Here is a 23,211-nt window from a genome sequence, read left to right on the forward strand (position 1 = left end):
CAATAGCGCCGAAAGTAGTTGGAGGATCTCTTCCTGCGAGGATAGGACGTCGCAATGCGAACTAGAAAGTCGTCAGTAATGACGGCTTTTTTTGTACGATTCGTCCTGAATTCTAATATTTATAGAACAGAGTGAATAAATTATTGATATAATTGTCTTTAAGCTTTATAAGTAACTAGCTTATAAAATAGAACAAAGGCGCTATACTCATTTGTGTAGTGGGAGGGAAATATACATGGCAGAACCAAATACATTTTACATTACAACACCAATTTACTATCCATCAGGTAAATTACACATTGGAAATACATATACGACTGTATTAGCTGATGCGGCTGCACGTTACCATCGTTTGTTAGGTGATGATGTTTATTTCCTTACAGGAACTGATGAACATGGTTTAAAGATTGAACAAAAAGCTGAAAAGCTAAACATGTCTCCTCAAGAATATGTGGATGGCATGGCTAAGGATATTAAAGAACTTTGGAAGAAGTTGGACATTAGTAACGATGGATTCATCCGTACGACTGATGAACAACATGAAAAAGCAATTCAAAAGATTTTCCAACGTTTCTTAGATCAAGGTGATATTTACAAGGGTCAATATGAAGGTTGGTATTCAGTTGATGATGAAGAGTATTTTACTGAATCACAATTAGCTGAAGTTTATCGCGACGAAGACGGAAATGTCATTGGTGGTAAAGCGCCATCAGGCCACGAAGTTGAATTAGTTAAAGAAGAATCTTACTTCTTTAGAATGAGTAAGTATTCTGACTGGTTGATGAATTATTATAAGGAACATCCTGATTTCGTTGAGCCAAACTCACGCATGAATGAAATGATTAATAACTTCCTTAAGCCAGGACTAGAAGATTTGGCTGTGACACGGACTGCCTTCAACTGGGGTGTTCCTGTGGCATCTGATCCAAAGCACGTCGTGTACGTATGGATTGATGCGCTTTCAAATTATATTACTGCTTTGGGTTATGACAGTGATAATACTGAGTTATTTGATAAGTTTTGGCCTGCTAATGTGCAATTAGTTGGTAAGGAAATCGTGCGTTTCCATACAATTTATTGGCCAATTATGTTGCACGCCTTAGGCTTGCCATTGCCAAAGAAAATCTTTGCCCACGGATGGTTAACAATGCGTGATGGAAAGATGTCTAAGTCAAAGGGTAATGTCGTTTATCCTGATACTTTGGCCGAACGTTATGGTGTTGACGCAGTGCGTTACTACTTGTTACGTGCAATGCCATATGGAAATGATGGCCTATTTACACCAGAGGACTTCGTATCAAAGTTGAATTATGATTTAGCAAATGACTTAGGTAATTTGTTGAATCGGACTGTGGCAATGATTAATAAGTATGACGATGGTGTCATTCCTGAATTGACAGTTGGTTCAACTGAATTTGATGCTGATTTGGAAGCAACAGCTGCCTCAGTTATTGAAAATTACAATAAGTATATGCAAGAATTGCATACTTCAGATGCATTAGCTGAAGTTTGGAAGTTGATTTCGCGTGCCAATAAGTACATTGATGAAACGACTCCATGGACGATGGCTAAGGATCCAGCACAAGCAGATAATTTGAGTGCAGTTATGGCTCACTTGGCTGCATCACTTCGGGTTGTCGCAATCTTACTTCAACCAATTTTGACATCTGCACCAAAGGCAATCTTTGAACAACTTGGTTTGTCAGATTCAAATCTACAAATTGCTGGTTTGAAGTTCGAAGATTTGCCAACCGGTGGTCACGTTGTGCCTAAGGGTCAACCAATTTTCCCACGTGTTGACGTTGATGCCGAAGTTGCTTACATTCGTGATGAAATGACGGGTGGTTCAGATAAGCAAGAAAAGGCCGGGGATGAAAAGCCAGAAAAACTTGAGACAAAGCCTGAAGTTGAATTTGATGATTTTGAGAAACTTGATCTTCGAGTTGGTCTAATTACTGATGTATCTGAAGTCGAGAAGTCAAATAAGTTACTACGTTTTAAATTAGATGATGGTTCAAAGAACGGTCGGACAATTTTGTCAGGGATGAAGAAATTCTACCCTGAATACCAAGACTTAGTTGGTAAGAAGGTTGCCTTTATTGCCAATTTGAAGCCTCGTAAGATGATGGGTGAGTATTCAGAAGGTATGATTCTATCTGCCGAAAAGGATGGAGAAGTTACTTTGACATTCTTACCTGATTCAATCGAGCCAGGTGCTGATTTGGGCTAAGTTAAGAATAATAAAAGGCTCAAGTTTGTTTGAGCCTTTTATTTTGCTCTGAAACTTTGGCAAGCAGGAGGATTTAAATGGATATATTATTTGGCATGGTCGTCATTTTGATTGCGATAATTGTGGCTAATTTTTTATCACAATTAATGCCTAAAATTCCAAAAGCATTTTGGCAGATTTTAGGTGGAGTTATTTTGGCCTTGATCCCAGGTTCATTGCATCAAATTCGATTAGAACCAGATTTATTTCTAATGTTGGTGATTGCACCGCTTTTGTTCTATGAAGGACAACATACAAATGCGAGTGTACTATCTAAGAATTTTTCATCGATTATTCGCTTGGCTGGAGTTTTAGCTGTGTTAACGGTCGTGATTCTTGGATTTACGGAGCAATCATTACTACATTGGGTATTGCCATTAACAGTTGCGTTAGCGGCGATTGTAACACCAACTGATGCGACCGCATTGGATTCGGTCACATCAGGTGTTGAAATGCCATCTGGAATTAAACGAGCTTTGAACTTGGAATCATTGTTTAATGATGCAAGTGGTCTAGTTATTTTGGAACTAGCCCTCTTGTGGTTAAATACGGGACATTTTTCATTTCTTTCTGGATTTAAAGAGTTCTTAGTGGCAGCCTTTGGTGGCGCCATTGTTGGATTAGTTCTAGGAATGTTTGTTGTATGGCTTCGTCAAAATCTGATTCGTTTTCAACTGGATGATTATACGGCACAAATTTTAATTCAAGTGATTAGCCCAATTGCTATTTATTTAATTGCAGAACATTATTTGCATGTTTCTGGAATTATTGCGGTGGTAATTGCTGGGGTTGTGCATAACGAAGAGCGTTCTCGTCTACAATTTATTTCAGCTAAATTGAGTAATCTATCTAATCAAGTTTGGGAAATGATTTCGCAAGTATTAAATGGTATTGTTTTCGTCTTACTAGGACTAGAATTGGTGCGGGTTGTGCAGACCTTTATCCATACAACTGGAAATGGCTGGATTCCAATGGTAGGTGTTGGTATTCTGATGTACCTCATTATGTTGGCAGTTCGTTTTCTTTCGATGGCATTTTCACGGCGTGAAGATGTACAGCGTTTTATTGATAAAGGGGAACAAAAAAAAGATGCTTTTGTCTTTGCCATCGGTGGCGTACATGGGGCTATGACGATGGCCATGGCGCTATCTTTGCCATATACCTTGAATAATGGAAACGCCTTTCCTTACCGTGATAATATTTTGTTAATCGCGACAGTCGTGATTATTCTAAGTTTGGTGGTACCTTTATTCGTACTACCAAGAGTGTTACCAGCGGTGGAACCTGAATTTGAAACGGAAGACTTTGATAAGGCACATCTTGAGATGATCAGCCAAGGAATGGATGCGGTCGAAGATTCATCGGCGGCGCCACAGGTTAAACAACAAGTAACGCGCCAACTACAAAGTCAACTTGGTTACGGGGAAGAACAGTTGGATCGCGATGTTTGGGAACAAGCGGCGAACCGCATGCAGAAGGTGTCAAACCAAGCAGTCGAAGATGCCATGGATACTGATCAGTTATCAAGTGATGCAGCGATGTTCTATCAACGAATGTCCCATAATTCACGTAATGGTGGTTGGCGTGGTTTGCAACACCGTGCGCGTGTTTTTTGGCATAAACTGGAACAATTGCAAATGCATTGGGTTGATCAGCATGTATCATCAGAACGACGCAAGAAGCGTAAGCAAGCACGGATTGAAAAGTATATTCAACGTGAGCTTAAACACTTGAAGCATTTGCCCGCTGATCAGCAAGAGGCGGTTAAAGCACGAATTAATGAACAACGTGAATACTTGGCTTTGGATACGACTGAAGATGGTCGTAAGGATTTGAAAAAGCTTAAGCAAAAGCAACGTGAACGTTGGTCAAGTGCCATGAAAGAAATTCAAAAAGTGGTTGATCCAGCTGTTGAAACAGATATCCAATCGATTGAACAAGCAGGTGATGATCCTCGTCTAGCAGTCGCGATGCGGAACATGCAAATTAGGCAACAAAATGCAATCCAGAATTCTTTTGACTCGGATGTGGCCGAACAAGAAGTTATGATGGATGCGTTGCAAGCAGAATTGCAGTACATTCAAGATGGTCGCGAAAATGGTTCATTGAATTCAGGCTTGGCTAAAGCCCTTTACGATGAAGTTAATGCGGCACAATCACTGGTTTTGGCAATTGAAAAAGAAGAAGAAGAATAAGGTTGCAACAACCCCGGGAGCGCTATGTTAAATAGCGTTCTCTTTATTTTAAGGGATAGGTTAAGTCAGCCCATATTTTTTGGTATGATAGAGGTACTTAACACTGAAATGAACATTAAAGAGGCAAAGTATGGCAATTTATGATCCGTCAAAGCGTCCAAGCGATGCTTATGACACACACACACATTTAAATGAAGATGAGTTTTTAGAAGACGTTCCAGCTTATTGGGCGCGTGCTCGTGAGTATCGTATTATGGAAATGAATGTGGTTGGTTATAATCACATTGGAAACGCACGTGCTGTGGAAATGGCCCACGAATTAGAAGGTGTTCATGCGATTGTGGGCTTCCAACCTGAAGATGTCCGTGAATTTAATGAGCAAGAATTAGCCATTTTACGGGACCAATTAAACGATGATAAAGTTGTTGGCTTGGGTGAAATGGGCTTGGACTATCATTGGGATGAAAATCCAAGTGTAGAAGTTCAAAAAGCGGCTTTTGGGGCACAATTAGACTTAGCGCGTGAAACAAACAAGCCAGTAACAGTTCATTCACGTGATGCTTTTGATGACGTTTATGAAATGTTAAAAGCACATCATGTTGAAGAATTTGGTGGGGTGATGCACTCATTTACTGGCGGACCAGAAGAAGTACAACGCTTTTTAGATTTGGGAATGTATATTGGCTTTTCTGGGATGGTAACTTTCAAGAAGTCTGATGATATTAAGGCAGCTTTGCAAGTTGTACCGCTTGATCGGATTGTGGTTGAGACGGATGCGCCTTTCTTAGCCCCAACGCCAATGCGTGGTAAAATGAACGAACCAATGTTTACACACTATACCCTTGAAAATATGGCGGAACAATTGGGAATGTCATACAATGAGTTAGCCCAAATTACGACTGAAAATGCTCATCGGCTTTGGTTGGAGCGTTAATTAATGTCAAAGATTCAAGAAGTCATAGTTGTGGAAGGCAAAGCGGATACGCAAGCTGTTCAACATGCAGTAGATGCCGATACATTAGAGACGAATGGATCAGCGTTAAGTGCTGATACTATTGCAGCCATTCAATCAGCTGCTCAGCAACGTGGTGTCATTGTTTTTACAGATCCTGATTTTAATGGGGAACGATTGCGACAATTAATCACGCAAGCGGTACCAGATGCCAAGCATGCCTTTCTGACAAAGGATGAAGCGGGGCGCCAAATCAAGCACCACAGTTTGGGGATTGAGTATGCGGACCGTGCAACCATTCAAAAGGCGTTAGCTGATGTTGTGACGGTTACTGATCAGCAGACAACTTCAGATGTGACGAGGCAAGCTTTATTAAAGCTCGGTTTATTAGCTGGTCCGCAAGCGGCTCAATTACGCCAGCAAGTCTCGGAAAAATTAAAGCTAGGGTATGTCAATGGTAAGCAGTTTTTAAAGCGACTCCAAATGTTTGGTGTTAACCAAGCGACCTTAGAAAAGACAATTCAAGAAATAAAAGAGGAAAATGCATGACAGATGTACCAGATATTGCAACGCCCGTCCGGACGCAAGCAATTATGAATCAGTATGGTATTAATACGAAAAAATCTTTGGGGCAAAACTTCCTAACTGATATCAATATTCTAAAAAATATTGTAGCGGCTGGGGATGTCCAACCAACTGATAATGTCATTGAAATTGGACCTGGAATTGGTGCACTAACAGAGCAATTAGCTCGGCAAGCCAAACAGGTAGTCGCTTTTGAAATTGACGAACGACTAATTCCCGTTTTAGACCATACGATGTCGCCATATGACAATGTCAAAATTGTTAATCAAGACATTTTAAATGTTAACTTGGCCGAAGAAATTCAAGCTAATTTTGATGATCCTGATGCGCCGCTTAAATTGGTGGCTAATTTACCATATTACATTACAACGCCAATTTTGATGCAGGTGCTTCAATCTGGCATCGCTTTTGATGATATTGTTGTGATGATGCAAAAGGAAGTGGCCGATCGTTTGTCTGCTGAGACAGGGACCAAAGATTATGGTGCACTAACCTTAGCGGTCAATTATCGGATGCAAGCTCATTTGGCATTTAATGTTTCACGAACAGCCTTTGTGCCTAACCCGAATGTGGATTCGGCGATCGTGACGTTAACGCCACGTGAGCCATTAAAGGTGCAGCCTAAAGATGAAAAGAAGCTCTTCCAGCTCTTTAAAATCGGATTTGCGATGCGGCGTAAGACTTTATGGAATAATTTGATTACTGCATTTGGTAAAGATGACACTATGAAGGAAAAACTTACAAATGCATTAGAATCCGCAGATATTAGTCCAAAAATTCGGGCTGAAAAATTAACCCTTGAGGACTTTATTCGTTTGCACAATGCCCTATTTGACGCGGGCGTGTATAACGTCTAAAATAATGAGATAATCTCCAATTATTTTGTAAAATTACAATAAATTATATATTTTGAAAGAAGGTACACACACATGGATTCCGGTCCGTCTATAATTATTAATCTGATTGTTATTGTTGTCATTTTGGCATTAGCAGTATTGTTTACATTAACAGAGTATTCACTGGTAAAGGTACGTCCAAGTGCCTTGAAGGCGATGCAAGCTGATCGTAAGGAGCCATCACCAAAGATTGATCGTGCTCTTTACATGCTCGATCATTTAACTGAATATCTTTCAACTGCGCAAGTTGGAATTACTTTGACATCACTTATCTTAGGTTGGTTAGGTGAAGGGTTTATTGCGGGCTTAATTTTGAGTACGCATCTTTTGCCACCTGAGTTTGCGCACAGCATTGCCTCAATTGCTGCAATTCTGTTGTTTACGTTTATTCACGCGGTCTTTACTGACTTGGTGCCTAAGAATATTGCCATTGATGATCCAACAAATGTTTTGCTTAAGATTGAACGCCCCGTGCGCTTTTTCCACGTAGTCTTTTATCCAATGATTTGGTTATTTGATCGTACAGCGGCCTGGGTTACAAAGATTTTGGGTTATAATTCTCATCCTGATGAAGACATCTATTCACAAGCTGAAATTGTCTCATTATCAAAGGATGCGGCTCAAGCTGGTGAGATTGATGAAGACGACTTACGCTATATGAAGCGTGCCTTTGAAATGAATGATAAAGTTGCGGGCGATATTATGATTGATCGGACGCAACTAGATGTGATTGATGTGACACAAACTATTCGTGATGGGTTAAACATGTATTTGGAAACCAAGCATTCACGAATTCCAGTTGTTGCCAACAATGATAAAGATAAAATTTTAGGCTATATTTATTCATACGATTTGGTGCGTCAAGGTCGGATTGATATGGATGCACCGGTTCGAACGATTCTCCGGAACTTGCCAAATATCTCTGAGGATCAACCAATTACTGAAATTCTACAAGAAATGATTGATCATCGGGTACCAATGGTTGTTGTTAAGGATGAGTACGGTGGAACATCTGGAATTGTTACGGATAAAGATATCTATGAAGAATTGTTTGGAACAGTTCGTGATGAAATTGATGACACGATTGATGATTTAATTACTAAGATTCGATCTGACGATGATGGAAATATGCATTATCGCGTGTCAGGTAAATTGAACCTTGATGATTTTGAACGTTATTTCCATGAAAATATTGCGTCATTCGAAGATTCAGAAAAGGTCACGCTAACAGGATACATGTTGGATAATTTCCCAAATCTGGTCGTCAATGAACCAAATCAAGTTGCCAATTTTGAAATTACGGCCTTAGACTTTAAGGATGCTTATATTAATTACTTTGAGGTAACTGAGTATCCGTTAACTGAAGATAATGCTGATGAAGTAGAAGTTGAAGAAGATTAAAAACGCTGCTTGTTTAATAACGGTTATTAAAGAAAGAAGGAAAAATAATTGACTACTGTACAGCTGTGGCTTTCATTATTAATTATTATTCTGGTACTCGTTTTTGCAGCTATCTTTGTGGCAGCAGAATTCGCATTGGTTAAAGTTAGACGTAGTACTTTAGAAGAGATGCAAAATGAACGTGATAAGCCATCACGTAAAATTAATCGCACCATCTATATGGTCGATAATTTAAATGAATATTTGTCAACGACACAAGTTGGAATCACATTGTCTGGGCTATTGCTTGGATTTATGGGGGAATCAACTGTGGCGCACTTGTTGTTGAAGATGGGTATCATTCAAGAAATGACCGGTCCTAGTGCTGGAGTGATAGCTTCTGTAATTGCTTTGGTCCTTTTGACATATGTTGAAGTGGTGTTTACTGAGTTAGTGCCAAAGAATGTCTCAATTGAATTTCCGGTGAAAGTCGGTTTGGCAGTTTCAGGACCGCTTCACTTTTTCCACATTATCTTCTATCCATTTGTTTGGTTGTTGAATGTATCGGCAAATGGGGTTACCCATGTGCTGGGACTAAAGACGGCATCTGAAGATAGTGATGTTTACTCAGAAGCAGAAATTTTGAGTTTGTCACGAAACGCAGCGCAACAAGGACAATTGCAAGATGAAGATTACTTATTGATGCAACGTGCGTTTGAAATGAATGATAAAAACGTTGTTGATATCATGATTGATCGGACGCAAATGGAAGTTGTTGATATTAATACGACGATTAAAGAAGCCGTGCAAGTTTACTTTAAAACAAAGTACTCACGTCTTCCGGTTGTTGCGGACAATGATAAAGACAAAGTTTTGGGCTACATTTTCAATTATGATTTGATGCGCCAAGCAGCGGCTGATGATACACCATCAGTGCGCAAGATTCTGCGGCAAATGCCAACTGTACCTGAAAGTATGCCAATCCAAGATGCTCTTCAAGAAATGATTGATAAGCGAACACCAATGGTTGTCGTAAAGGACGAATATGGTGGAACGTCTGGAATCGTTACTGATAAGGATATTTATGAAGAGCTCTTTGGTACAGTGCGCGATGAAGTTGATGATGTTGCCGATAATCTCGTTGAAAAATTAGGTTCCGACGATGAGGGGATTATGCATTATCGTGTCTCTGGAAAAATGACTTTGTATGATTTTGAACGCTATTTCAAGACCGAATTAAAGGAATTTGACCGTTCTGATATGGTAACACTCACAGGATATATGCTTGATAACAATCCAAATGCGCGAGCTGGTAGTGAAATGCAAGTGGGTCCATTCCACTTTAAGGCATTGCACTATAAGGACGCTTACATTAGTGATTTTGAAGTTACAAAAATTCCTGAGTCAAAAGTTGAGCCAACACAAAATTAAATAAAGAGACCACTCATGAAAATATGATGCGGCTTAAAGTTAAACGAACTTTTTGGTGCATGATGTAGCGAGTGGTTTTTTTGTATAAAAAATAAAATATTAAAAAATGCCCATTTCACTTTTTCAGCGAAATGGGCTTTAGTATAATAAAACAAAAGCAAAACTAGGCGAAGAATCAACTAGTTTATGCTGGTGTATCCTTAAAATTAATTTCAATATTTTCAGTTAAAACATCAGTATAACTAAATGATGCCCGGTCAAATTCATGCCCTTCCTGCTCTAAGTCCAAGACAAAGACAGCGGGGAAAGTTTCACGGACGACTGCTTTATGTTCAACAGTTCGATGACGACTCTCGTGAGTGATCAAGACTACGTCTTCTCCGAGATGACGATCAAGGTTCTGCTTAATTTCTGCTAATGTTGCAGGCATAGAAACACTTCCTTTCGCGAGTCACACTCGCAATCTCTCGACAAATGAAATCGAGACTAGTTCAGCCTGAAATTATGTACAACAAGCTCGTTTTTCATTTTACCATATTTATGGCATTTTTGGAAGAAAATAATTTTCAGAACAAAAGTTTACTTTTTGCACTTTGCGGTATGTTTATATTTTGCGGTATGATAGTACTAATGTAATTTTGGATTGGAGAGCTTATGACTGAAGAACGTGTATCATGGCCTAAATATTTTATGTTGCAAGCTGTGATGATGGCTTCGCGTGGAACTTGTACGCGTTTACAGGTAGGTGCAGTAGTGGTCAAGCAAGGGCGAATCATTGCGAGTGGTTATAATGGATCAGTGGCGGGCACCCCCCATTGTGAGGATGTCGGCGACTTAATGGTCGATGGCCATTGTATTCGTGCTGTTCATGCTGAACAAAACGCACTTATGCAGATGGCTAAAATGGGCATTGCTTCTGATGGAGCCGAAATTTATGTCACTGATTTTCCATGTGTATATTGCACGAAGTTGTTATTACAAGCAGGCATTAAAAAAATTAATTACCTTAGAAATTATCGAAATGATGATTTTGCAATGGAGTTGATTGATGAAAAACAAGTCGAACTAGAACAGGTTGAAATTAGCGCTTCGGATGTTGAAAAAATGCATTTTGAACGTTACATCACGAGTGATTAGGAGATAGATGAGATGAGCCAAAATGAACAAGCATATTTGGATACCCTGCAGGACATTCTAGATAACGGTGCCATCAAAACTGACCGGACAGGTACGGGAACCCATTCTGTTTTTGGACGGCAAATGCGTTTTGATATGGCGGAAGGATTCCCGTTACTAACGACCAAGCGGGTACCATTTAAACTAATCAAAAATGAATTACTATGGTTCTTACAAGGTAATACAAATATTAAATATTTACTTGAAAACAATAACCATATTTGGGATGAGTGGGCTTTTGAAAAGTGGATTGATTCTGACGAATATACTGGCCCTGACATGCATGATTTTGGTCGTCGGTCATTAGTTGATGAAGAATTTGCTGCTGAATATGATAAACAACATCAACTATTTGTTGACCGCATTTTGAATGATGATGATTTTGCTCAAAAGTATGGTGAACTTGGTGATGTTTACGGGGCGCAATGGCGACATTGGCAAAAAGTACAAGGCGGTTTCATCGACCAAATTCAAGACGTGATTGATCAAATTAAAGCCCATCCTGATTCACGGCGCTTGATTGTTTCGGCATGGAATCCTGAGTCAATTCCAACGCAAGCTTTGCCACCATGTCATGTATTATTCCAATTCTATGTTGCAGACGGTAAATTGAGCCTACAATTATATCAACGCTCAGCGGATATGTTCCTAGGGGTGCCATTTAACATTGCCTCATATTCATTGTTATTGCATATGGTGGCGACACAAACAGGTTATGAAGCAGGTGAATTTGTGCATACGCTTGGGGATGCGCATATTTACAATAATCATATTGACCAAGTTAATGAACAATTAACTCGTCCAATGGCTGACTTACCAGAACTATGGTTAAATCCAGAAGTGAAGTCAATTTTTGATTACACCATGGATGATATTAAAATCAAAGACTACCACCCAGGCAAGTCGATTAAGGCGCCAGTGGCAGTTTAAGAGAAAGAAGGGGTTTTGCTATGCCTGAGCATAGGGAAGGCAGACGAGGTTCACGCTACGTTGAGCACGCCTATCGTGAGCGTAATATTATTTTACTCATCGTGGCTGTGATTTTAGTCATTGGTGCGATATTTGGTATTCGGGCAACTGGTAATGCCCGGCATGCCCTCCAAAATTCTTATCAAAGCGCTGGATTTAAAAAAGCTCGTGATACTAAATCATTAATTAAAGAGCGTAAACCTTTTTCAATTCTACTGTTAGGAACTGATACTGGGGAATTGGGACGAACGTATAAAGGACGGACCGATTCTTTGATGTTAGCAGTAGTTAATCCAAAGGATAAAACAACGACCTTAGTCTCATTACCACGAGATACAATCGTGGCACCCATTGGGTATGAAAATCAGTTCCCGGCCAAGCTAAATTCGGCCTATGAATTTGGTTCAGCTAAGACAACAATGCAGACGGTTCAAGCTTGGCTAAATGTTCCAGTGGATTACTATGCTTTGGTAAACATGCGTGGTCTTGAACAAGTTGTGAATGAAATCGGTGGCATTAAAGTGACTTCACCGCTGACCTTTAAATATAATCCGGATACGGCACATGAAGATCCAGGTAATTTATATGCCTTTAAACAAGGCTCATCTGACTTTACACATACGGGTAAGGACAATGTTAAAAAGACCTACCATGAAATGGATGGAAAAGCGGCCTTAGCTTTCTCACGGATGCGTTATCAAGATCCAGAAGGCGATTATGGTCGGCAAGCACGGCAACGGTTAGTACTAGAAGCGCTTGCCAAAAAGGTGAAGTCGAATCCACTTAAATTAGCTAATCCAGACTTCTTGGAAGCGATGAGTAAATCAATCAAAACAGATTTAAAGTTTAACGATATGGAAAATATAGGTGGTAATTATATTGCTGCAGCAGGCAATATTAAAACAGGCCATTTAACTGGGGTAACCTATAATACTTCGGCAGGTTCGGCAGAATATATCAGTAATGATGTTAAGCAACCTATTACCAATCGTTTGCGTAAGGAACTTGGTCTGTCGCCAGCTAAAACAGGGCCAGTTTATGCTGGAAATGTAAACTATGAGCAGACTGATAAAGAAGAATTACCAACACCATAAAAGAGGGAGTTCGCGTGAAAACGCGAACTTTTTTTGTGCCTCAAATCAAATATTTATAAAATACGAATAAAAAAACGTTGACGGGATTATAGTTCGGTTTTATACTGTAAGTAACCTTTAACGAGGCATAAATATTAGGAATTCACCCTGGGTGACGAATTTTTGGAGGATAATAGTTCTGATGTTAAAGAAACTGTTTGTAGGGACAGCACTTACTTTGGCTGTATCATCTGCTGGTTTGTTTACAGCGACAGATGCAGATGCAGCTGAAAAAAAGGTTGATATGAAAGAGGTCAATGTTCAATTTGTACCATCAGCGCAAGCCGACAAGATGGAAGCAAAGACAAAGCCACTAGAAAAGTTATTGTCTAAGCAATTGGGCGTACCAGTCCACGTATCAGTTTCAACTGATTACAACACAGTTGTTGAGGCGATGGGTTCAAAGAAGGTCGATATGGGATTCTTGCCACCTGACCCATATGTACATGCCCACAAAAAGTATGGTGTCGAGCCACTTTTGCAATCAGAACGTTATGATATTAATGATAAAAAGGGTGATGGATCAAATAAGAAGAATTTAACGAAAACATACCGCGCTATGGTACTCGTTAAGAAAGATTCAAAAATTAAAAATGTAAAAGATTTGAAGAATAAGTCAATTGCCGTACAAAATACGACTTCTGATGCCGGTTATATTTTCCCAATTGTTGACCTTAATAAAGATGGGATGAACGTTGTGAAAAATTCTAACCTTGTGACTGTTAAGGGGCATGATCAAGGAGTTATGTCAGTATTGAATGGTGATACGGATGCAGCTTTTGTCTTTGATGACGCCCGTAATTTAGTTAAGAATGATAATAAGAACGTCTTTAAGAAAACACGTGTTTTGAAGTACACGACTGAAATTCCAAATGACACAATTTCAATCCGTAAGGGCGTTTCAAAGCATGATCAAAAGGCAATTAAGAAGGCTATGAAGCATGTTGCTAATGACGATAAGCAAGGTAAGAAGATTATGAAGGATGTTTATACTTGGGAAGGCGTGACTGATACCAAGGATTCTAACTTTGATAAAGTTCGTGATTACCAAAAGAAGCTGGAAGATATTAAATAATTAAGCAGCTTCGTATTATTAGCATTCTAAAAGTGAAGGGAACTAATCATGTGATTAGTTCCTTTTTCTCTAAGGTCATCGCATGCGCTGTGGTGATAAACACATAATTTAGTGAGGGTGAAAGAATAGGTATGGCTGAAAAGGGCACAGTAAAAATTGAACATGTTTCAAAGGTATATGATAACGGCACGGTTGGCTTAGATGATATTAATCTAGATATTCAATCCGGCGAATTTGTAATCGTGGTTGGGCTGTCAGGTGCTGGTAAAAGTACTCTGTTGCGTGCGATTAATCGTTTGCATGATGTCTCAAAAGGTCACATTTATATCGATGACCAAGATATTACAACCGCGAAAGGTAAGCAGTTACGTCATATCCGTCGTAATATTGCGATGATTTTCCAAAATTTCAATTTGGTAAAGCGGGTTTCTGTTGCGCGAAATGTTTTTAATGGGCGAGTTGGATATTATTCTAGTCTAAAGAGTGTCTTGGGCTTATTTTCTAAAGCAGATAAAGAACGTGCTCAAGAAAATTTAAAGCGTGTCAATATGTTGGATAAGTATTATACGCGTGCAGATCAATTGTCAGGGGGACAACAACAACGTGTCGCGATTGCTCGTGCTATGATGCAATCGCCAACAGTCTTTTTAGCGGATGAACCGATTGCCTCGTTGGACCCAAAAACGACGCGTTTAGTGATGGATGACTTAAAGCGTTTGAATGAAGAGTTTGGTATGACGGTCATCGTCAATTTGCATAGTGTGCCGTTAGCGATGGCTTATGCAACACGCATTGTTGGTTTACGTGACGGAAAATTGGTTTACGACCAGCCCATTGAAAATGTATCTGAGCAAGACTTCGCTGATATTTATAATGAAAGTGAGGTCCAAGATTAATGGGAGCAGCTTTACCAGAAAAACAGTTTAGTCAAAAGTGGCATGTTAAAGGGCTTTTGACCATTATCTTATTGGTGTTGATTTTGCTAACTTCAATGAAAAAGGTCGAGGTGACTGGTGATTTTAGTTGGGATCAATTTTTTGAAATTTGGCAAGAAATGGCGCATCCAGATTGGTCATACATTTCGGTGATTATCCAACCGATTATGCAAACGATTCAGATGGCTTTAGTTGGGACACTTTTTGGAACAATTCTAGCGATTCCTTTTAGCCTTTTGGCAGCACGCAATATTATTAAAAGTAAGCTTATTCTTAGTATTGTTCGTTTTTTCTTAAATATTGTCCGAGCCATTCCGGATATGTTATTAGCTGCTTTATTTGTAGCGGTAATTGGGATTGGACCGATGGCTGGTGTTGGTGCCTTGACCGTTTTTAGTTTTGGTATGATTTCTAAATTGTTTTATGAGGCGATCGAAACCATTGATGAAGGACCAATTGAAGCATTACGAGCAGCTGGAGCCAACGGCATTCAAGTGGTGGCGTTTGGCGTAATTCCTCAAGTTTTTAATCAATTCTTGAGCTATTTCTTATATACATTAGAAATTAATGTTCGTGCTTCAACAGTACTGGGTTATTTAGGTGCTGGTGGGGTTGGTTTATACTTAGATCAGACTCTTTCAATGTTTTTGTATAATCGAACAGCAGTGGTGATTCTTGGTATCTTAGTTGTTGTGATGGTAGTTGATGGGATTTCAAATCATTTACGGGAGGTTTTGGCATAATGCAACATACAAAACGTACGCTTTGGCAACAAAGTAAACCGTGGGTGATTACTTTAATTGTCATCTTGATTTATATTTGGGCTTTTTCAGGGATTGATTTATCATCCATCAAAGAAACTGCTGGAGAAGTTACCCAATCAATTTTGAACGGATTATTCCACCCCGATTGGGCTTATGTTTACACAGGGGATGGAGAAGATTTAATTAATGCATTGATTGAAACCCTAGCGATTGCATTTTTAGGAACATTTATTTCAGCGTTTTTGACCTTGCCATTTGCATTCTTAGCGGCCCATACTAAACGTGGATTTAGTGCGCATGCATCGATTGGGAAATTCATTTTGACGGTAATCCGAGTATTTCCTGAAATTGTGCTAGCCCTAATGTTTATTAAGGCAGTTGGTCCAGGTGCTTATGCGGGTGTCTTAGCTGTGTCAATTCATTCAATCGGGATGTTAGGAAAATTATTTTCTGAAGCAATTGAAGATATTGATTATGGGCCTAATGAGGCAATTACTGCAGCTGGCGGAACCAGCCTAGATGGTATGACTTTAGCGACTTTCCCATCAGTCATGCCAGCTTTGATGAATTATACACTTTATCGTTTTGAAATTGCTGTGCGTTCGGCTTCAATTCTTGGAATTGTTGGAGCTGGCGGAATTGGGGCCCCGTTAATTTTTGCGCTTCAAACTCGTAATTGGTCACGTGTTGGGATTATCTTATTAGGGATTATTGTGATGGTGACAGTCATTGATTATCTATCGGGACAAATTCGTAAGCGTTTAGTTTAAAGATGAGGGGTATTTATGCAGGTAACGATTTTATCAACTTCAGATGTGCATGGATATTTTCAAGCTGATGATTTTCAACGGCCAAATGTTAACAAGCACTTAGGATTATCGCGTGCAGCGACAGTGATAGAGCAAATTAAGGATCAGAATATCCCTGATAATGTGGTCATTACGATTGAAAATGGTGATTTTATTCAAGGATCGCCCTTAACTAGTTATATTACGCGTCAGCCGTTTTCAAAAAGTGGTTTGTATGCCAAGTTGGCTGACGATGTTGGATATGATGTACGTGTTTTGGGAAACCATGAATTTAATTATGGTCGTGATTATTTAGAACGATTGTTTGAAAATGACGCGACATTGTTAAATGCGAATATCATTGATCAGGTTTCAAAACAGCTTTTTGTTGGTCAGCCTTACCGAATTATCACGCAAAATGGCTTGCGGATTGGGATAATTGGACTAACGACGGATTATATCCCTCATTGGGAAACAGAGGACCATATTAAAAATTTAGTTTTTTTAGATCCAGTTGAAACGGCAAAAACATACATTCAAAAATTACGACCAACGGTAGATGTTTTAATTTTGGCGTACCATGGTGGATTTGCTCAAGATTTATCAACAGGTAAACCAATTGAATTACCAACTGGCGAAAATCAGGGGTATCAATTGTTACATCTACCAGGTGTCGATGCGTTGGTTACAGGTCATCAGCATCGCGAGCTGGCTCAAGTTGTAGATGGTGTGCCAACGACTCAACCAGGCTATCGAGCTAATCAGATTGGGAAAATTGATCTGCAATTAGATGCGATGCATCAAATCAAGCATGGGCAGGCTACACTTATTGCAACAGGAGATTTTGCGGAGCAACAAGAAATTGTTGTGCATAGTAGGGCTGTATATACGGCAACTAATCAGTGGTTGGCCAATCCAATTGGGCATGTCGGAGAAAATATGAAAATTACTGATCATTTTGCGGCACGACTACATCATCATCCATTTTTAGAGTTAGTTAACCAAGTTCAAATGGATGCGGGTAACACGACGATTGCTAATACCGCGTTGTTTAATAACGAGATGCAAGGATTGCCCGATGCGGTTACACAGCGTGATATTATGACGAATTATATTTATCCTAATACCTTAGTAGTTGAGCGATTAAGTGGTGCAGATATCAAAGAAGCTCTTGAGGTTAATGCTTGTTATTTTATTGTTGAACCGAATGGTAAACTTGTGGTTAATCCACATTATTTGAATCCAAAAGTACAACACTATAATTATGACGTATGGTCAGGGATTGATTATAAATTTGATTTTAGTCAGCCTATGGGGCAACGTTTAGTTACGGTTATGTATCAAGGGCAACCCCTCGAAGATGGGGTATTTTATGAAGTAGCCATGAATAATTATCGGGCGACTGGAGCTGGCGGGTTCTCTTCTTTTTCGACTCAAAAAATTGTTAGGGAAATTCAAGTTGAAACGGCTGATTTGATTGGAGAATATATCCGCAGTCATCCACAGATCAAGATTGGCCAGCCGACAAATATTACATCAATTGGTTACACAAGGCTTTAATAATCTTTTTGATAAACTCACTGGGATTAACCAGTGAGTTTATTTTAGCTGATATATAAAGGTTATTTGCTTTATGAATAATGTAAATAGGTGTTTAAAGAACTATTAGAGACAAAAAAAGGTTAGTCATTGATTTAATACCAATAACTAACCGTTAAAATGGGTTTATCTTTAAAAAACATCAGCTGAGTTTTAATTAGATTTCATTATCTTTGTCGTTTTTATCAGCTTTGGCATCGTTGTCTTCACGGGCCTTAGCTGAGAAATGTGGCATATCAGGCATAATTAGAGCAGCACCAATATAGAAAATTAGGGCAAAACCGAAACTAAATGCTGTTAAAATCACGAAAAGTAGGCGTACGACGGTTGGATCGACATTGAGATAATTGGCGATGCCGCCAAGCACACCACAAAGTACGCGATCATCTGACTTATATAACTTCTTTTTCATGTTGAAGCCTCCTTGTTGTTTGTCTTTATTCTATATACAACATTATACTATACGTTGTATAATGTTTCAAGCGGACTTATTTTAATTTTCTAGGGTTAGAGGTTAGTATAATCTAAGCTGTCTTAAGAAGCTTTAAAAAAGTGCTAGGAGTGCTTTAGCTCATATGAAAATTTTGGTAAGGTAAGCTGTAAGTAAAAATAGGAGAGAAATCATGCTTGAATTATTAAAGTCATTGATTGTTGGAATTGTTGAAGGAATTACTGAATTCCTCCCAATTTCATCAACAGGACATATTATTATCGCAGACGCTTTGATGGGGATTCCCGGAGGAGCGGTCTGGACGAGTGCCTTTACCCATATGTATGAATATGTGATCCAATTAGGTGCGATTATGGCGGTTATTCAACTTTACTTTAAAAAGTTAAACCCGTTCTCACCATCAAAAACAACTGATGAAAAAAATCAGACTTGGCGTTTGTGGTCAAAGGTTGTAGTTGGTGTTTTGCCTGCCGTTGTAGTTGGCTTTGCCCTAAACGACTTCATGGAAGACAACGTTTGGGTTGTGGCAGCCATGTTAATCCTTTATGGTGTCTTGTTCATCTTAATTGAAAATTATTTGAAGGATAAGAAGCCTTGGTTAACGGATCTAAATGCCATGAGCTATAAGATGGCTTTGTTTATTGGAATCTTCCAAGTTTTGGCGATTATTCCAGGTACGTCTCGTTCAGGGGCAACCATTTTAGGGGCTTTGTTGTTGGGAACCTCTCGTTTCGTAGCAACTGAGTTCTCGTTCTTCATGAGTATTCCAATGATGCTTGGAATCGCTGCAGTTAAGTTGGGAACTTACTTCCTTAAGGGTGGTACGTTTACCATGTTGCAAGCTGGCGTATTAGCAGTTGGGTTCTTGGTTTCATGGATTGTTGCTTATATTGCGATTAAGTTCTTGCTTGACTACATCAAGAAGAACGACTTTAAGGCCTTTGGTTACTACCGAATCGTTGTTGGTTTCGTAGTAATCGCCTTAATCTTAATGGGTGTTATTACAGCATAATTTAAATTTGCTAGATTAAATATATAAAAACTCCACTATTGTCAGAGCACACCTCTAATAATGGTGGAGTTTTTATTTTAGGAGATATTTTCTTGAGAGAATTAGGAGCAAAGCGCTTATGACACCAAAAATACTGTAACTAATAAGGATGGTATCATAGCCGGCACTTTCGAAGATTTTACTACTAATGGGCGTTCCAATTGAATCACCGATTAAGAAGGCGGTTTGGGACAGTGCAACTAAGCTTGCCTTATCAATTTTTTTATGTTGTTGTATGTTAAATTCATAGACCTCTTTTAATTGGATAAAGGCTGAAGTGATTAAGGCATACCAGAAAATTGAAAGATAATATTTTAAATCAGAATGGAAGTTAAATGAAATCAGAAAAATGATACTGGTTGATAATATAATCAAAATCATATTGGTTAGTGGTTTAGCTGTTATAAATTTTTTACTAAAAATATACGCACCAATGATGGTGAGTACGCCAGCTAAAGTTGTATCCCAACTAACTATTTTGGGACTGTTAAGGTAACTTTTGAAAAAAGCTGGGATTAATGGATCAAAAGTAGAAATTAACAAACCACAAATGGTAGCCGCTAGCGCAATAAATATGAAGTTATGATCGATATGTGAAATACTTTTGATATGAAATTTTGTTGAGTTAGTTTTTTTGTTATATAGATTAATGTTAGTTTCTTTGGGCCAAAAAGTAAGTAGTAGCATTGAAAAACTACTGATTAAAACTAGTGATTTGAGATTCAAGTCGAAAGTTGAAGCGATATTAGTCATCAAATATCCAGCAAGGGCCGTTCCGCCTAATGTTGCAATTTGGACAGTTAGATAACGCGAACTGATGATTTTTTGCTTGTCTTTAGAACTATTTTCGGCGATGTGCATTAAATTGAGTCGAATATAGATAGAAATGAGTGTTGCGCCGATGCCACCTAGCAGGCCAGATAGAATACTCAATAGACTTGATTGTGCATAAATTCTGAAGAGCATTGAACAACTATAAATGATGAACGAGGCGGGGATTAATACTTTACTTGGAATCCATTGTAGATAAATAAAAAAGGTTTGAGTTAAGGCACCTGCGATGGCCATAGCACCATATGAGTAGCCAAAATTAGTTAGGGCGTGTGCTTGTTGATAATAAATGACTTGAAAAAATGAAGCAATCGCCATAATGAAATAGAAGGTGAAAAAGAATAAGACGAAGTTGTAAGTGCTAGCGCTGTTTTTTTCATTTTATAAAACCGCCGATCATGCTCAATTTACGTGAAAAATTTTGTGGTTAATGGAATAATTGCTATCTCATCTGATGCTCTTTAAAACAGTGGTAAGTGTATGTTTATTAGAAAATTCTAATCTTATTCAACTGATTGTCAACACTAAATGTTTTAATAAATTAAACAAATATGTATAGGGTTGAATTGCGGAGTGAAGTGCGTAAAAGGATTAAAGGACTGACAACTGAAGTTTTTCTGCACAAAAAAACACCTAGTGGGAAACTAGGTGTTTTAATTAGGAGTAGGATATGAAAAAAGTTTATGAGAGGCTTTCTTCTTAATTAGGTATGGCCTAAGTATAAGCAGGGCAACTTAAATGAGTAATAACTATTACTAAAAGTAAGCTTAAATTTAAGATTTTAAAGTGCATCTAATATATTGTGGGCACCAAAAAACACCCAGCGGGAAACTAGGTGTTTTAATTAGGAGTAGGATATGAAAAGTTAATGAAAAAACTTTTGCTTAATTAGGTATGACCTAAGTATAAGGACGGTAACTTAAATGAGTAATAACTGTTACTAAAAGTAAGCTTAAATTTAAAAATTTAAAGTCCAGCTAAAACAGTGTGGGCACAAAAAAACACCTAGTGGGAAGCTAGATGTTTTAATAGGAGTAGGATATGAAAAAAGTAATTATGAAAGGCTTTCTTCTTAATTGGGTATGACCCAAGTGTAATGGTGAGAACTTAAAACATTAATAACTGGCCCTAAAAGGGAACTTAAATCTAAGAATTAATGACTTAATGAGAATATTCAAGTGTAAAAAAATCACCTGATGGTATATCAGGTGATTTATAGGAGTAGGATGTGAAAAAAGTTTATGAGAAGCTTTCTTCTTAATTAGGTATGACTTCAGTCTAAGCGGGTAAAGTTAAACCTTCCATAATTGGAGCTGAAAAAATGCTTAAATCATTTAGCTTTTAATTTTAGAATAGAGTCGGTCGCGTCGGTTTAAAGAACTGCCTGGCCAAAATTCATTTAGAATTGCTGTAATAATTGTACAAATAATACTAATCAAAGCCATGAAATTAATCCAGAGCATGGCCACAATTACTGATCCCATTGCTTTGTAGAAAGAATAGGCCTTGGCGATCACCGAGACGTAATTACTGAAAAATTGAGTGAGTAGGGTAAAGGCACTAACTTCTAAGAAAGTTCCTACTAAGGCCCAGGGCAACCAAGGCTTCTTAACGGGTAGGAGCCAATTGAATAAACTAACGCCAATGAATAAGCTAATCCAAACGACATAAGGTTTAAAAACGTTAATTTGGGAAACGAGTTGATGTTTGACTGGTAAGGCTTCAAGAATATTAGAACCGAAGGCGGCAAATAGCAAAATGGCTGAGATGATACCTAAAATAATAATTAGCCAAAAAAAGGAAATAAATTGATCAATAATGGCAACGTTTTTGGGATGAACGCCATAAATGGTGTTTTGAGAGATTCGAATTGATGCGACCAGTCGGGACATTGTCCAAAGCATAACAACTAAGGAAATTGAAAGGGTTCCAATATCATGTTGGGTCAAAATCGACTTAATGATTGGTTGGAGAATACTGGTGGCTGATGCTGGCATTGAGCGGTTTAAAAAATGCATCACGCCATTCAAGTTGAGATTTAAAATAGAGAGTAAATTACCGATGACAATTAAACTGGGGAAAATTGCCAAAAGGGCATAATACGTAATCGCCGCACTCGAATAGCCTAGATAAATGCGCGTACAGTAATCTAGGATTGTTTGTACGGCTGGCTTTTGCATAAATTGTTTAAAGCGTTGGCGCATTACGGCTTCCTCCTGCTAGAATAAGTTAACTTAACTAGTTTAGCGGATTTTGTAATATAAGTGAATATATGAATACGACAACTTGTAGCTATTGGTATGAAAACTAAGAATGGAGCGTGACAAATGGCTAAAATTTATGATTGCGCTGAAGGTTGCCCAGTTGAGACGACCTTACAGTTTATTTCAGGAAAATGGAAAAGTGTTATGTTATATCATTTATTTAATGAGCATGTCTTACGCTTTTCTGATTTTCAAAAAAAGCTGCCCTCAGTGTCAAAGCGGATGATTGCTAAACAACTAGCCGAATTAGAGGCAGATCAACTTATTGAAAAGACGATTTATCCTGAAGTCCCAGTCCGTACGGAATATCGATTAACAGAATTTGGAAAAACCTTTGCACCAGTTATTAGAGCCATGGCGGAGTGGGGTGAAGGATATGCTGAGGTGGAAACAGGTTCGCAAAACAAGTAATCCGGCAAACTAGCAAAAGGGAAAGCTTTGTCTGTACCTAATAGTTTGCTAAAATG

Annotated in this window: 21 protein-coding genes; 17 read left to right on the plus strand and 4 right to left on the minus strand. The window is 38.6% G+C overall.

All coding sequences use genetic code 11. From position 1 onward, the window contains the following. Positions 1 to 235: 235 nt before the first annotated feature. From metG to JOC36_RS08005, 7 genes are all read left to right on the plus strand, one after another. Positions 236 to 2,230, plus strand: a complete 1,995-nt coding sequence (metG, locus tag JOC36_RS07975; protein ID WP_205145967.1) for a methionine--tRNA ligase — start codon at positions 236 to 238, stop codon at positions 2,228 to 2,230. A gap of 77 nt (positions 2,231 to 2,307) precedes the next feature. Then, complete coding sequence (locus tag JOC36_RS07980; RefSeq protein WP_205145968.1) at positions 2,308 to 4,464, plus strand: cation:proton antiporter; 2,157 nt, start codon at positions 2,308 to 2,310, stop codon at positions 4,462 to 4,464. 130 nt (positions 4,465 to 4,594) lie between these two features. Further along, entirely contained in the window at positions 4,595 to 5,398 is an 804-nt protein-coding gene (locus tag JOC36_RS07985; protein ID WP_205145969.1) for a TatD family hydrolase, read from the plus strand. Between the two features lie 3 nt (positions 5,399 to 5,401). After that, positions 5,402 to 5,965, plus strand: a complete 564-nt coding sequence (gene rnmV / locus JOC36_RS07990) for a ribonuclease M5 (protein ID WP_205145970.1) — start codon at positions 5,402 to 5,404, stop codon at positions 5,963 to 5,965. Further along, positions 5,962 to 6,858 (plus strand): 16S rRNA (adenine(1518)-N(6)/adenine(1519)-N(6))-dimethyltransferase RsmA, encoded by an 897-nt coding sequence (gene rsmA, locus JOC36_RS07995; RefSeq protein WP_205145971.1) that lies wholly within the window; start codon positions 5,962 to 5,964, stop codon positions 6,856 to 6,858. The genes rnmV and rsmA overlap by 4 nt, the downstream gene beginning before the upstream one ends. 72 nt (positions 6,859 to 6,930) lie before the next feature. Further along, on the plus strand, positions 6,931 to 8,298 hold the full coding sequence (locus JOC36_RS08000) for a hemolysin family protein (RefSeq protein WP_205145972.1): 1,368 nt from the start codon (positions 6,931 to 6,933) through the stop codon (positions 8,296 to 8,298). A 48-nt stretch (positions 8,299 to 8,346) separates the two neighbouring features. Then, on the plus strand, positions 8,347 to 9,708 hold the full coding sequence (locus tag JOC36_RS08005) for a hemolysin family protein (RefSeq protein WP_205145973.1): 1,362 nt from the start codon (positions 8,347 to 8,349) through the stop codon (positions 9,706 to 9,708). Positions 9,709 to 9,892: 184 nt separating this feature from the next. Here JOC36_RS08005 and JOC36_RS08010 read toward each other — a convergent pair whose 3' ends face one another. Further along, a complete protein-coding gene (locus JOC36_RS08010) occupies positions 9,893 to 10,138 on the minus strand; it encodes a Veg family protein (RefSeq protein WP_205145974.1) in 246 nt (81 codons plus the stop codon). Between the two features lie 224 nt (positions 10,139 to 10,362). Here JOC36_RS08010 and JOC36_RS08015 point away from each other — a divergent pair, with 224 nt between their 5' ends. From JOC36_RS08015 to JOC36_RS08050, 8 genes are all read left to right on the plus strand, one after another. After that, positions 10,363 to 10,845, plus strand: a complete 483-nt coding sequence (locus JOC36_RS08015; RefSeq protein ID WP_205145975.1) for a deaminase — start codon at positions 10,363 to 10,365, stop codon at positions 10,843 to 10,845. A 12-nt stretch (positions 10,846 to 10,857) separates the two neighbouring features. Further along, positions 10,858 to 11,814, plus strand: a complete 957-nt coding sequence (locus JOC36_RS08020) for a thymidylate synthase (protein WP_205145976.1) — start codon at positions 10,858 to 10,860, stop codon at positions 11,812 to 11,814. 20 nt (positions 11,815 to 11,834) lie between these two features. After that, on the plus strand, positions 11,835 to 12,947 hold the full coding sequence (locus JOC36_RS08025; protein WP_205145977.1) for an LCP family protein: 1,113 nt from the start codon (positions 11,835 to 11,837) through the stop codon (positions 12,945 to 12,947). A 181-nt stretch (positions 12,948 to 13,128) separates the two neighbouring features. Next, positions 13,129 to 14,061 carry a phosphate/phosphite/phosphonate ABC transporter substrate-binding protein gene (locus JOC36_RS08030; RefSeq protein ID WP_205145978.1) on the plus strand — a complete coding sequence of 311 codons (933 nt, stop codon included), beginning with the start codon at positions 13,129 to 13,131 and terminating at the stop codon, positions 14,059 to 14,061. 131 nt (positions 14,062 to 14,192) lie between these two features. Then, a complete protein-coding gene (phnC, locus tag JOC36_RS08035; RefSeq protein ID WP_205145979.1) occupies positions 14,193 to 14,957 on the plus strand; it encodes a phosphonate ABC transporter ATP-binding protein in 765 nt (254 codons plus the stop codon). Further along, entirely contained in the window at positions 14,957 to 15,739 is a 783-nt protein-coding gene (phnE, locus tag JOC36_RS08040; protein WP_205145980.1) for a phosphonate ABC transporter, permease protein PhnE, read from the plus strand. Before phnC ends, phnE (JOC36_RS08040) begins: the two co-directional genes overlap by 1 nt. Beyond that, positions 15,739 to 16,530, plus strand: coding sequence for a phosphonate ABC transporter, permease protein PhnE (gene phnE / locus JOC36_RS08045; RefSeq protein ID WP_205145981.1), 792 nt, complete (start codon positions 15,739 to 15,741; stop codon positions 16,528 to 16,530). The genes phnE (JOC36_RS08040) and phnE (JOC36_RS08045) overlap by 1 nt, the downstream gene beginning before the upstream one ends. 15 nt (positions 16,531 to 16,545) lie before the next feature. Further along, positions 16,546 to 18,108, plus strand: a complete 1,563-nt coding sequence (locus JOC36_RS08050) for a bifunctional metallophosphatase/5'-nucleotidase (protein ID WP_205145982.1) — start codon at positions 16,546 to 16,548, stop codon at positions 18,106 to 18,108. 196 nt (positions 18,109 to 18,304) lie between these two features. Here JOC36_RS08050 and JOC36_RS08055 read toward each other — a convergent pair whose 3' ends face one another. After that, positions 18,305 to 18,559, minus strand: coding sequence for a PspC domain-containing protein (locus JOC36_RS08055; RefSeq protein ID WP_205145983.1), 255 nt, complete (start codon positions 18,557 to 18,559; stop codon positions 18,305 to 18,307). A 211-nt stretch (positions 18,560 to 18,770) separates the two neighbouring features. On the opposite strand from JOC36_RS08055, the gene JOC36_RS08060 reads away from it, so the two are divergent. Beyond that, positions 18,771 to 19,610, plus strand: a complete 840-nt coding sequence (locus JOC36_RS08060) for an undecaprenyl-diphosphate phosphatase (RefSeq protein WP_205145984.1) — start codon at positions 18,771 to 18,773, stop codon at positions 19,608 to 19,610. A gap of 72 nt (positions 19,611 to 19,682) precedes the next feature. Here the strand turns inward: JOC36_RS08060 and JOC36_RS08065 are convergent, their stop codons facing one another. Both JOC36_RS08065 and JOC36_RS08070 read right to left on the minus strand, forming a co-directional pair. After that, on the minus strand, positions 19,683 to 20,798 hold the full coding sequence (locus tag JOC36_RS08065; protein ID WP_205145985.1) for a hypothetical protein: 1,116 nt from the start codon (positions 20,796 to 20,798) through the stop codon (positions 19,683 to 19,685). A gap of 1,016 nt (positions 20,799 to 21,814) precedes the next feature. Next, a complete protein-coding gene (locus tag JOC36_RS08070) occupies positions 21,815 to 22,684 on the minus strand; it encodes a YihY/virulence factor BrkB family protein (RefSeq protein WP_205145986.1) in 870 nt (289 codons plus the stop codon). A 123-nt stretch (positions 22,685 to 22,807) separates the two neighbouring features. Here JOC36_RS08070 and JOC36_RS08075 point away from each other — a divergent pair, with 123 nt between their 5' ends. Then, on the plus strand, positions 22,808 to 23,155 hold the full coding sequence (locus JOC36_RS08075; protein WP_205145987.1) for a winged helix-turn-helix transcriptional regulator: 348 nt from the start codon (positions 22,808 to 22,810) through the stop codon (positions 23,153 to 23,155). Positions 23,156 to 23,211: the final 56 nt, after the last annotated feature.

Source organism: Weissella uvarum (assembly GCF_016908785.1).
GTDB lineage: Bacteria > Bacillota > Bacilli > Lactobacillales > Lactobacillaceae > Weissella > Weissella uvarum.